The organism is Flavobacterium sp. CF136 (assembly GCF_000282055.1).
In the GTDB taxonomy this organism is placed as follows: domain Bacteria; phylum Bacteroidota; class Bacteroidia; order Flavobacteriales; family Flavobacteriaceae; genus Flavobacterium.
Genome location: NZ_AKJZ01000018.1, coordinates 59,856 through 72,984 on the forward strand (window position 1 = coordinate 59,856; position 13,129 = coordinate 72,984).

Below are 13,129 nucleotides of genomic sequence, written 5' to 3' on the forward strand. Positions count from 1 at the left end.
TATGGAAAGTAAAGAAGCTTTTTTAGGTACTGGATGGAGTTTTCCGCCAGAGTTTAAAAAGAACACGAAAGCAGTCGTAATGACATCTGACGAGGCAGATATTAAAAGCAGTCTGGAAATATTGCTTTCTACCAAAATCGGTGAACGCATTATGCTTCCCAGATATGGATGTAATATGGATGAATTACTTTTTGAAACGTTAGACAGGACACTTAAAACCTATGTTTCAGAACTAATAAAGACGGCAATTTTATATTACGAACCCCGAATTGATGTCGAAAAAATTGACATCACACAAGGCGATGATTTAGAAGGAGAATTATTGGTCATCATCGATTACAGAATAAGAAGTACAAACTCAAGAAGCAATCTTGTTTATCCATTTTACAAAGGAGAAGGCACTAATATTTAAAAGTTTATAAGCGATGAGTACCAACAGCCAAATAGACAATGTTATTTTTAAAAGAAATGGAGTCAATCAGGAAGAACGCTTTAGTGACGCACTAGAGCCGGGCAACCTGAAACTTCATGATTTTACTATTGAAGACTGGCTGTTATTTGCTTATAATTTTGCAAAACAAGTCAATTTTTTTGACACAAATAACGATAAAACCCCAGAAGGCGATTGGCAGGAATTTTTTAGCTATTTCGGTTTTTCAAAAAATGATCTTCCGGATGGCATCCCAAAAAGAACAGACAAAGAATACACTGCTTTAAAGGAAAACATTACCAAAACATTATCGACTGCCAATATAAATCAGGACCTTACTCCTCACATGACATTGTTTGTGTGTTTCCTGAAATTATTGGAATTATCCCAAAACAAACTTAATCTTATAACAAAAAAGCATTTAGACTTTTTTTATAAAGACATACTGCAAATCGAAAAACTTCCCGCAAAAGCGGATAAGGTGAGTATCATTTTTGAGTTGGCAAAAAAAATCGCCGAAGAAAAAATCGCCGTAAATACAGAACTTGATGCAGGAAAAGATCCCGATGGCAAAAAATTAATATACAAAACCACAGAAGAATTTATTGCCAATAAAGCCCATATAGCGTACCTGAAAAGTGTGTATAATGACATTGATTTGGGCGAAATAAAATACAGCGAAATTGCAAATTCCCTTGACGGAAAAGGGGAACCGCTAAAAGAAGACGCCCCATATTGGCTTCCTTTTGGATATACATCTCATGAAAAAAAGTACCCCAAATTGGACGATGCTAAATTAGGTTTTGCAATAGCTTCAGAATTATTTAATCTTAAGGAAGGTGATAGAAATATCGCTGCCACTATTACTTTTGTTGATGACTTAACTTTTGATATTCCCTTTACTGTTGACCATCTTATAGCAAACATCAGTATTTTATATAGTGGAAAAAAAGGATGGATTGGAAATTTTAAACTTGACACAGCCATTGCTTTTAAGAATGGGAATCAATCTTCAAGCATTGGGGGCAAACAATTAAAATTAGTTTTTCAGATACCAAAAGATAACCCTGCAATTGTTAACTACGACCAGAAGGTTTTAGGAGAGTTTTTCTCGACAGATCTGCCCGTAATTCGGTTTTTAATCAATACGCAAAATAAAAATGGGCATAATCTTTTTAGAAGTTTAGTTAGAAATAAAGTATCTGCCATTACTGCAAAAGTTGAAGTTAAGGATGTAAAATCTCTATTATTAGAAAGTGATAATGGTTTACTTAATGCTGCAAAACCCTTTTACCCTTTTACACCTCAACCTGAAAAAAACAGTTCATTTATAATAAACTATCCCGAAATCTTTTCTAAAAAATGGATAGATGCAGATATTAATATAAAGTGGAAAAACACTCCATTATCATTTGAAACTCATTACGCAGCCTACAAAAAAAGTTTTCTTGAAACCATAAGTAAACAGATTTTTCTTGATGCCATTTTCATCAAGGACAGCGTTAAAAAAATAATGAATGCCAACCAGCCTGAAGATGGAATTGCCAAAAAAAACAATTCGGAAATAAAAGCTCCTGCAGAAACTAATGATTCAATAGAAGCTGTTGCAGAAACAAACGAATCACTTGAAATAAACCCAAATGATCCAATTGTTATAGAGAACTATTTTAAAGCAACATTATCTGTTTTAAACAAAGAAGTTTGGGACAATCAAAATACAGTTGTCAAATTATTTGTTGATACTGATAAAGATCAAGTATTTGAATCGAATATCAATGTAAAAGGCAACTATGAACTTGGCAAAAGTGGTCCTATACGATTGACATTAAATCAATCGTTTTTGCATTCGTTATTTCCAAAAATATATACTCTGGCCATAATGAATGTGGCTACAGATGCATCAACGCCTATTCCAAATGAGCCTTACACACCAGTTGTAGAAAGCATAAGCCTGAATTATTCTGCTGAGGAAACTACTGATTTTAGTATTTCTACCTACGAGTCAAACCGAATAAAATTGTTTCATGAAGCTCCTTTTGGTCAGCGTGAAGAGCATTCTTATTTGAAACAACAAGCTATCAATAAAGAAATTTTAGAGACTGGAACGTCAACTACAAATTGTCTGGTTCCGGATTATTGCGATGGAGGTGAATTTTATGTAGGGCTTCAGGATGCAGAAATACAACAGCAAATTTCATTATTATTTCAAATATTAGAAGGAAGCGAAAATATAAGCGTTCCCACTTTTACAGGAAAACAAAAAGTAGAATGGTACATATTATGCGACAATTATTGGAAAAATCTGGATAAAGATATTTTAGCAAATGGTATCGATAACTTTTTAAAATCGGGTATCGTAAAATTTAGCATTCCAAAACAGGCAACTAATGACAATACTTTGTTTCCAGCCGATACCATTTGGGTAAAAGCAAAAATGCACAAAGATTATGATGCCGTTTGCAAAGTTATCGATGTAAAAACTCAGGTTGTTACCGCTCAATTTTTTGATAACAACAATAATTTAGCTCATTTAGACAGCACATTACCTGCCAAAACTATATCTAAATTAATTACCAGAGTTCCACAAATTAAAAGCATTGAACAACCCTTTAATTCATTTGATGGAAAACCATTGGAATCAGACGAATCTTATTACCTGCGTGTAAGTGAACGCTTGCGCCACAAAAACAGAGCTATAACACTTTGGGATTATGAGCATCTTATTTTACAGGAATTTCCAAGTGTTTTTAGAGTAAAATGCCTTAACCATACTTTTATTTCGGGTACAAGCACCTCGTTTTTATCCCCGGGAAAAGTAACGCTGGTAGTAATTCCGGATATCATAGACAAAAATGTATTCGATATTTATGAGCCCAGAGTAAGCACAGCCACATTGAACAGTATAGAGAGTTTTATTAATTCTAAAAACTCAATGCTAGTATCTGCAAAAGTAATTAATCCTGATTATGAAAAAGTTATAATAAAATTGGATGTAAAGTTTTATCCCGAATACGATGAGAATTTTTATAAAAAACAGCTCAATGAAGATCTTATAAAATTTCTATCTCCTTGGGCATTTGATACCTCTAAGCAAATCATATTTGGAGTTGAACTGCAGCGAAGTATTGTTATCGAATATATCGAAAATTTATATTATGTAGATTTTTTATCTACACTTGAGATGGCAATATATATCGATAAGAAAACAGATAAGGAACACCCTAAACCATTAGAAGATACAGAAAATAACAAGGACAATGTACGTTTTTTAGACTTTTTAACTACGCTGTCTCCATCAAGCCCAAAAAACATTTTAGTCTCTGTTAAAAACCACATTATCAGTACCAACATAATAACTTGTACAATAACAACCCCAGAAGAACCTGAAAAATGTCGATACTAAACCAACATATCACCATTCCTAAAAAATCAGCAACCGAGGACGATTTGGATTTCTTTTATTTGAGAAAAAAAGGAATTGAATATATAGAGTCTTTTGGCAGTAAATTTTGGACAGACTTTAACGAGCATGATCCTGGAATTACGATGCTGGAAATGCTTTGCTACGCCATTTCTGATCTAGGGATGAGACTCAATCTCCCTATAGAAAATATACTGGAATCTAATGACATTAATAAAGGCATTCCAAAACAGTTTTTTAAAGCCTCAGAAGTATTGTCATCAAGTCCAGTCACGCAAAATGATTACCGAAAATTATTTATAGACATAAAAGGAGTTAGAAACTGCTGGCTTGCAAAACATAAAAAAACAGTGTATGTGGACTGCAAAAAAGATAAACTTTCATATGACATTAAGGATTATGAAAAACTGCCAGATAATTTAAGAAAAACTTTTGAACTCAATGGTTTATATGATCTTTATGTAGATTTTGAAAGCTCAAAACCTTCAGAAATAGAAGCTGTTAAAGAAAAAATAAGAAAGCAGTATCATGCAAACAGAAACCTTTGTGAAGATCTTGTTGAAATAAAAAAAGTTGTAGACTACCCTATTAAAATTTGTGCAGATATTGAAGTAGATACTGAAGCCGATGAAGAACTCGTTCATGCAAATGTGATTGACGCTCTGGAAAGTTACTTATCGACAACAGTCAATTTTTATTCTTTAAAGCAAATGATTGACAAAGGATATTCAACTTTGGAAATTTTTGACGGCCCAAGTTTAGAGAATGGTTTTATTGATACTAAAGAATTGCTTACGGCCGATTTGAGAAATGAAGTACGCCTCTCAGACATCATGAGGATAATAATGTCGGTGCCGGATGTAGTGCTGATTAAAGATATTTCTTTAGGAAATTGTGGAGGTGATGATTTGGAAAACAAATGGCTTATCTGCCTTGCACCTTACCAAAAACCTGTTGTTTGTGCTAAAAGTGTTTTCAATTACAACAAAGGATTATTGCCGCTCAATATCAATCAGGCTCAGGTAAAAATTTATTTAGACGCCATAAAAGCCGAAAAAGATAAAGCTACAACAAACGCCAGTCAGGATAAAGAATTAGATATCCCAAATGGCGAATATCTTAACACTGATTTTTATACCACCATACAAAATGATTTCCCTGAAACCTATGGAATTGGTGAAGTAGGACTTCCTTCCAGATCATCTGTTGAACGCAAATCTAAAGCCAAACAATTAAAAGGATATCTTTTATTTTTTGATCAGATATTAGGAAGTTATTTTAAACAATTGGGCCAGGTAAGTGAATTGCTTTCTGTAAGCGGAAATTTGACCAGAACTCTTTTTACACAAGTCGTTAAAGACATTGAAGGCGCTGATGACATTGTAAACGGATATGAAAATTACAATGATGAAACTATCACAGCACTGCTTTTTGACCAGCAGGACAATAATATCGAACGAAGAAATAAAATTTTAGATCACCTCTTATCGCGTTTTGCCGAAAATTTTTCGGAATACGTATTTGTCAACAAAACCATTTACGGCAACACTACAGATCAGGTAGTATTGCGTGACAAAGAAAACTTTTTGAAAGATTATAAAGTAGTAAGCAAAGAGCGCGGCAATGCTTTTGATTATTACAAACAACCCATTGCCAATTTATGGGATACCAATAATGTTTCAGGAGCAGAAAAAAGGATTTCAAGACTCATTGGTATTAAAGATTACAGTCGCAGGAACCTTTCTAATTCGTTTGTCGAAATGTACAATTTTATTGATTCAGACAATCAATCTGTTTATAGATGGCGTATTGTAAACACTAATAAGGAAATTGTACTTTCTTCAACAGCAGAATATTTCGATACTTCGGCAGCAAATAAGGAACTTTATTTTGCCGTGCTGCAAATTATTCAGACACGGGAATATAAAATAAAAGAAGCTTTTAAAAACGGCACAATAACAGATTTATCTATTATTGACAATATTTTGATTCAAAAGTCAGATGCCGGGAAATATTCTTATGACATTATAAATCCCGCAATTAAAGACAAGAAAAATCCAAACCGCATTATTGCCCGCAGATATGAATACTATACTGATTTGAAGGATTTAGAAAAATCGATTCTGGACTTGATTCACTTCATGAAAGAAGATTTTACCGAAGAAGGAATGTTTTTGATCGAACATATGATGCTTCGTCCGGATGTAAATCTAACAACCGTAAATCCTGATACGTTCATGCCTATCTGCGCCGATGAGTGCGATAATTGCGAACCAATAGATCCTTACTCCTACCGTGTAAGTGTAGTGCTGCCGGGATATACATTGCGATTTGCCAATACCGATTTTAGAAATTACATAGAAAAAATAATTAAGGAAGAACTGCCCGCTCACGTTCTGGCAAAAATATGCTGGATTGGATATAGGGAAAAAGATGTAAAAGACCCCGCAGAAAACCAGCTTGTTCAATTTGAAAAAACATATAAAGAATACTTAATCGCCAAAACTGATTTGAATCAGGAACAGCCGGAACCCCAATTAATCAGTTTTATTAAAGCGTTAACCGTTCTGGACAATGTTTACCCAACAGGGCGACTGTTTGACTGCAGCGATGAAAACGAGCGATTGTCAGACAAAATTATACTAGGAAAAACGAATTTAGGATCACTATAAAAACTATTGCCATGTCAGCAAAACTTTCAACAATAACAACACAATACCGAAGATTCACAAAGAATCAGGTACTTACAGAAGGAAACCTTAATGAGGTAGTAGATTTTTTTGACGATCAGGATCGCCTATCACGCATTTACCTGAGTGGCGTTGGTATAGTTTGCGGGTTTTATCCTGCTTATAATGCGGATCAACAAACCATTTCAATAACACAGGGAACTGGTGTTACTACTGATGGTGATCTTTTTAAATTATATCAGGCAGATGCATTGGGAAACAAAAAAATTGATTTTGACTCCAAAACCTATACGCACTGCAAAATTTATGACAATACAAAAGCGGCTTATAAACCATTTTTTTATGATGGGCCAAACAAGCAATGGCCTCTTTTTGAACTCTTGACAGAGGAACAGCAAAAAAAAGAAAAAGATCCCAATTTTGCTTTAGCAAAATTTGCCGCAAATACAAAATTTGAGTTTGAAAAGGCCGTAATTCTTTTATATCTGGAGTCGTATGAAAAAGAATCTGACCTTTGCGTAAGTCTTTCTTGTGACAATCAGGGATTAGAAATTGTGGGCAATTATAAAGTTTTAATTGTCAGCACAGACGTTGCCACAAAAATAATAGGTCTTGACAGCATGATTGGCAAAATCAATTATTCTAATTTATACTATAATTTACCAGACCTAAAATCAAACAGAATTGTACTAAAAAAAGAAGATTTTGTCCATCTTGATGCTATAAAACAAACTTTTACCAAAGGAATTTTCAAAAACGATGTTGTTAAAAATTTGCAGGAAGGCTACAACAAGCTGCTGAAAGGCTTAAATATGCCAATCATTTCAGATGCTATTCAAAAAAAGATAAGCGAACTATTTAATTTTGAAGGAAATCCGGTACTTCCTCCCGATTTTCAATACCTATATGATCTGCTTAACGATCTTGTTGATACTTACAACGAAACCAGAGCATTGTTGCTTACTATAAACGATAGTTATTGTTCTCCAGATATTAATGCTTTTCCAAAACACTTAATGCTGGGCGAATTAATAAAAACCGAGCCTTGTTTTGAATTCCGTCATGCTTTTTACAAATCGCCTTTGCTTACAGGAGAAAACCTTACCACTTGTAATGACTGTCTTGCAGATGATGAGGTTCCTAGTAAAGATTCAGAAAAAAAGAAAAAAGAGGAAAAAGCAGATGAAATAAATATATGCTACGGCGAAGACACAGCCAGACAAAGAATATACAGTCTTATTTTGCGAAGCGCACAATTATTAGAAAACTACAATCCTTTATATAATGATATAAAAATTACACCCTCTTTACAATTGGGCAAATTGGGCAAAAAAGCCATTCCGTTTTACAATAATGTAAACGATTCGCTTATTAACGCTTGGGATTTTGATAAAACCATTTTAGGATTGCAAAAAAACAATGTTAGTTACCATGATGATTTATTGAATACTAAAAAACCACTCGAAATTCATCTTGACAGTGATTTTTATAGAATTGAAGGACATCAGGGACGCAATTACAAAGAAGCATTAAAAGATATTCAGCAAATTAGATTAGAAAACGGGCTAGGATTTAATATAATGATTCTGGCAGTAAATGCTAATGAACTTGATAAAACGATCCAAAATTTCACCAAATATTACCTCAACAAAAACCACGGTTACGAGCATAAAGCAGGCGTAGCTCCTGGAGGTACATTTATAATGATATATCTGGAAGAAAAAATACCTTATTATAATAAAAGCCGCAGACTATCTTTAACTGGTGACTTTGAAAAATTTGCTGAAGGCATCCCTATTTTAAATCCAGTTGTTGCTGATTTTTCGTTACCGTATTTATGTTGTGACGAAAATAATATTGGACTTACTTTACCGGTAGATAAAATTTGTTTTGACAGCAAAACACCGCCTCTGCCTTTTAAAGTATCCCCAACTGGAGGTTATGTAAAAGCTAATGTTCGACCTGATCAAAACGGAGGAGTAACAGTAAATGAATATGGAATACTTGTTTTTGATCCAAATTTAGTCAGCAAAGAATTAATAGGCCAAACCATAACATTTACGGTTAATAATTTTGATACTGAATGTGCCATTACCATTTTTGAAAAACCAATATTCGATTTTGTTGCTGTTCCTTTAAAACCATCGGGGATTAGTGAAACCGAAGTTACTTTTACCGTAACCGGAGATAATCTGGCCGGTAATAAATATACCTGGAATTTTGGAGACAAAACGGATCCGGTTACAGATGAAAAAACAGAAATAAAACACATCTACAAGTACAATAGTGAATCGCAGAAAAAATTCACCTTTAATGTTACTCTTAATGCAAACAATGGCAACTGCGGTTTTCAAGTTACTCATCCGGTGAGTTTTGAAATTGAAGACCCAAAAGTACTGATAGATGGCAAATTAGTAAATAAAATATCCTTTTGCAGAAACGATAAACCGGTGCTACTTACCCTTGAACCAAATATAAAAGGAGCCATTATTTCCGGAGAAGGAGTTGTAACAACAAGAGGAGGAGTTCAGTTTAATCCGGCTGGTGTTCCTTCGGGTGTAACAAGCGTAACCATTTTGATCGACGGCAAACCATCTAATCTTGTAATTACACTTTTAGATCTGGCTACTGCCAATTTTACATTCGTTATAGATCCAACGGGAATGCTAACCTTAACCAACAATTCTCAAAATGCCGATAGTTATACTTGGGATATTAGTAAGGAAATAGTAAAAACGGATAAAAAAGACCCGATAACAAGACCAATTTCTTTATTTAATGAAGCTTCTATTTTAGTTTCATTAACTGCCGAAAGTAAATGCGGCCCAATAACCGATGGCCCAAGACCAATTGAGATTAGAAAAGTGCAAGTAAATACATGTCTTGACAATGCAGATCTATTTGTAAGAGATTCAATTGACACTACTTCTAATTTAAAAGAAACTTCTGTTTTAAATAAATTCAATAAGGACACTATTAACTTCATTTCTGAAACTGAAAGCAGATTTGCAGAAGTTAACAAAAACCTTGTGGATTATATCAACGGTAAGTCAAATGCTAAAATATCTGAATTGTTCACGCAGGAATATTTCAATTTTATATCCACAGTTGTTGCCTCTGCCATTAGACTGCAAAATTTAAATCAGATTGCTGCGGTAGAAACACTTATCGAATTAAATACTTCATTGTATTACACTATTTTGAGATGTCAAGATCTGGAGACGCTTAAAGCATCTGAAAAACTAATTATCCCGGCAGGATTACTTTTTAATAATTTATTTAAAAGTTTCGTAGAAATAAAATTCAATACCGATAAAGACGGATCATTGAAAGAGTTTTTGTCAGGTATGCTAACCGTATTTTCAAAAATCGATTTTATACTGTCCAATTTAAATATACAAATAGAAGACCTTAAAGCTGGTGATACATTCAAATAAACATATTATCAATAAAGTTTTCCTTGAGATAAATACCAATTCTAAAGAAAAAGGGTATTATCTCAAGGACAATATTGATGCATTTTTGCAAAAGGAAATCTTCTCGTTTTTAGAAAATTATTTCAATGAATTAGATTCGAAAAATCCTTCACACAGCATACAATTAGACAAACTTAACCTTGATATTACCATCAGCCAAAATTTGGATTTTGAAGATTTCAAAGGGCAGATCCTAAAAAAAATCACAAAACAAGTTGAAGAAGTTTTTGAAAAAGAAAATACAAACATAGAAGGTTATAAACTCATCAAACCACAAGAAAAAGAAATAGAAAGCTTTTTTCATTTTCTGGAAACAGGTACAAATGTCTGGTGGACAACTTTAAACCCTGATTTTAAAATAGTAGATGACACTACATTTGGTGAAATCCTAAATGATAAAACCTTTCCTTTTAAGTGGGCAAATGCGGTCCAAAAACCAATTGTAAGAACAAGGTTTATCAAACAATTTAGTGACAGCCAAATTGTAACAATTATTAAAAAAGGAATATTGCTTAAAAAAAACAGCACTGACAGCAACGCCAAAATAATCAGGATTAGCGCCATAAAAAAACACATTGAAAGCAGTATTACAAAAAATCAATTGATTCCGAATCAAAGATTTTTAATGTGGGAAATAGTCATTTTAAGTCTTTTAGGGACAAGCGATACAATTGTAAAACAAAAGCTTTACAGATTGATTTGCAGTGTGTTTGAATTTCATAAAAAAAACAGCTTTTTAGAAAGCAAAGAACTTTTTCTAAAGGAAATTGAAAATCAGATAGAGAGCCAAAACGAACTGGAATTACTGGCTAATCTTGATGCTATTGTTTTAATTATCGAAGAAAAACTAAACAAAGTTATTTTAAAAGAAAAAGAAACAGGAAAAGAAAGGGTCACAAAACCCCAAGCAGCAATAAAAACGGAGGCAGAGACAGAAATAGAAACTGAAACAAAAATAGAATCAGAAAAAATTCAGGAAAATAATAAAAAGTCAACGCCCGATTCGGATTTGATTTTGTCAAAAAACAAAGAGGCGTCTGTTGACAGCGATGATAAAAATGTCGAATCATTATCAAATAACTCAAAAGAAAAAACTCCGGATAATCACGAAGAAGTAATCGATAAAAAAGAGCTTTCTTTTGAAAAAGAAGAAAAAGAACAAGAAATATTAGCTACAGATATTAGCGAATTATATCTTGACAATGCAGGTTTAGTCTTGATTCATCCCTTTTTGAAATCTCTTTTTGATAATTGCAAACTGCTCAATAAAGACAATACTATAAATAATCCCGAAGTTGCCACGCACCTTTTACATTATATAGCCACAGGAAAAGAACAGGATTATGAGAACGCTATGACTTTCGAAAAATTCTTATGCAATATTCCAATAGCTCAACCTATTGAAAGAAACATTGTACTCTCTGAAGAAATGAAAAAAGAAGGAGAAGCAATGCTGCAAGCCGTATTAAGCAATTGGGATGTAATGAAAACATCATCGGCAGAATTGCTGCAAAACGAATTTTTGCAACGCCCCGGAAAACTGAACATTAATGGAAACGAAAGTCCCACAATAATTATAGAGCGAAAAACACAAGATATTTTATTAGACAAATTAAGCTGGAATTTGAGCATCATAAAATTGGCCTGGAAAAAACGAATCATATATGTTAACTGGTAAAAATTAAAAGTATGAATATTGAAAATGCCTCTTTTTTAGAATACGATAAAAAAAATATTTTTATTGAACAGCAAAAAGCGTTAGGATTTGTATTCGATAATCTTGATTTGTCGAAAATCGCCTTTTGCGGAGGAGTCGCAGATTATTTGAACCTTCGTCAGTACTATCAAATGCGCGTAAATGATTTGGATATAATGTATGAAAACGAAGAAGATTTAAACCCAATTAAGCATAAAGTTGACATAAAGAGATACACCTCTAAATTTTACAGAACCAAAAACGGAGAAACATTGGTTTATAAATTCAAAATTTATGACAAGGAAATAAATGTAGATAATTTCCCAAATGATTTTTCGAAATTAACCCTTACGCAATCACCTCTTTTGGGCAAAATGGTATGGCATTCCTCATTTAATGAAATGAAAAAATTTCATAACAATGAGATACATCTAAAAACCTCTAAAATAACAGGAATAAATTACGAATGGAGACGATTATATAAACACAGCCGAAAAGCTTCTTTGTACAACAATGTAACTTTTCTGGAAGAGAAAAACTTAATTCATACTATTAAAAAAAATATTTTATGAAGGAAGAGCCTAGAATAATTTACAGCTTAGATGCATTTCCTGTTAGTAATAATCGATGGAATCAAGGGAATAAATTTAAAGAAACGATTTATTCGACTGCATTAAGTATACTATACAGCCATTTATGGTATCAGGATATTGAACTTTATGCTGATGACACTGCGTATAAGTTTCTTTATATGCTTCCCTGCAGAGTTACTAAAATTAATAGTAATAAAGACACTGTTATTTGGATGAAATCGAAAATTGATGTTATGGAAAAACAAACCAAACCTTTTGTGCATCTTGACAATGATGTCTTTATAAAGAAAAAAATAAATTTTGATTTTGATAAGGTAATTGTTGAACAAAACGATTACGAATTATACGGCATGTACCAATACCGTTTAGATTTTTTTAATCAATATACTCAAAATTTAGACTATTGGAAACCAGATTTAGGATATGCATTTAACTGTGGTGTATTAGGTTTTAGAGACTTGGAACTTCGAGATCAGTTTTTAAAAGTTTTTTATGATTTGGAAGAAATTTTTATAAAAAATCATAATCCAAAAATAGCAAAAATAGAACCCTGCATTGTTTTAGAACAATATAATCTTGCGTCATTATTACACCATCATAATATTAAACCAACATTATTGCTGTGGAAAAAAAACCTGTTCGAAAATTTCCAGCTGGCAGATAAAATTGGTTACTCACACATTGTAGGTCAAAAAAAATACAGGATTGACATTGTTCAGGAAATAGAAAACAGGCTTTTTAAACTGTTTCCGTATTGGTATAAAGAAGTAAAAAATGCATTACAGAAAGAAGGTATCGCTTAAAAAACTATAAATAGCTGTAT

At 32.9% G+C, this 13,129-nt stretch carries 7 protein-coding genes; all 7 read left to right on the top strand.

The genetic code is table 11. The features are described from left to right. Position 1 precedes the first annotated feature (1 nt). The 7 genes from PMI10_RS07995 to PMI10_RS08025 are packed head-to-tail and all read left to right on the top strand — an operon-like array spanning position 2 to position 13,109. Positions 2 to 412 carry a GPW/gp25 family protein gene (locus tag PMI10_RS07995; RefSeq protein WP_007806496.1) on the top strand — a complete coding sequence of 137 codons (411 nt, stop codon included), beginning with the start codon at positions 2 to 4 and terminating at the stop codon, positions 410 to 412. A gap of 13 nt (positions 413 to 425) precedes the next feature. Continuing rightward, on the top strand, positions 426 to 3,833 hold the full coding sequence (locus PMI10_RS08000; RefSeq protein WP_007806497.1) for a baseplate J/gp47 family protein: 3,408 nt from the start codon (positions 426 to 428) through the stop codon (positions 3,831 to 3,833). After that, entirely contained in the window at positions 3,821 to 6,523 is a 2,703-nt protein-coding gene (locus PMI10_RS08005; protein WP_007806498.1) for a hypothetical protein, read from the top strand. Before PMI10_RS08000 ends, PMI10_RS08005 begins: the two co-directional genes overlap by 13 nt. Positions 6,524 to 6,534: 11 nt before the next feature. Then, complete coding sequence (locus PMI10_RS08010; protein WP_007806499.1) at positions 6,535 to 9,978, top strand: PKD domain-containing protein; 3,444 nt, start codon at positions 6,535 to 6,537, stop codon at positions 9,976 to 9,978. Further along, entirely contained in the window at positions 9,962 to 11,695 is a 1,734-nt protein-coding gene (locus PMI10_RS08015) for a contractile injection system tape measure protein (protein ID WP_007806500.1), read from the top strand. Before PMI10_RS08010 ends, PMI10_RS08015 begins: the two co-directional genes overlap by 17 nt. An 11-nt stretch (positions 11,696 to 11,706) precedes the next feature. Next, positions 11,707 to 12,285, top strand: a complete 579-nt coding sequence (locus PMI10_RS08020; RefSeq protein ID WP_007806501.1) for a hypothetical protein — start codon at positions 11,707 to 11,709, stop codon at positions 12,283 to 12,285. Beyond that, positions 12,282 to 13,109 carry a DUF6734 family protein gene (locus PMI10_RS08025; protein ID WP_007806502.1) on the top strand — a complete coding sequence of 276 codons (828 nt, stop codon included), beginning with the start codon at positions 12,282 to 12,284 and terminating at the stop codon, positions 13,107 to 13,109. Before PMI10_RS08020 ends, PMI10_RS08025 begins: the two co-directional genes overlap by 4 nt. Positions 13,110 to 13,129 lie beyond the last annotated feature (20 nt).

Excerpts from the sequence above, each read along its gene's own strand:
- PMI10_RS07995 (WP_007806496.1), top strand. The coding sequence starts at position 2 with ATGGAAAGTAAAGAAGCTTTTTTAGGTACTGGATGGAGTTTTCCGCCA.
- PMI10_RS08000 (WP_007806497.1), top strand. The coding sequence starts at position 426 with ATGAGTACCAACAGCCAAATAGACAATGTTATTTTTAAAAGAAATGGA.
- PMI10_RS08005 (WP_007806498.1), top strand. The coding sequence starts at position 3,821 with ATGTCGATACTAAACCAACATATCACCATTCCTAAAAAATCAGCAACC.
- PMI10_RS08010 (WP_007806499.1), top strand. The coding sequence starts at position 6,535 with ATGTCAGCAAAACTTTCAACAATAACAACACAATACCGAAGATTCACA.
- PMI10_RS08020 (WP_007806501.1), top strand. The coding sequence starts at position 11,707 with ATGAATATTGAAAATGCCTCTTTTTTAGAATACGATAAAAAAAATATT.
- PMI10_RS08025 (WP_007806502.1), top strand. The coding sequence starts at position 12,282 with ATGAAGGAAGAGCCTAGAATAATTTACAGCTTAGATGCATTTCCTGTT.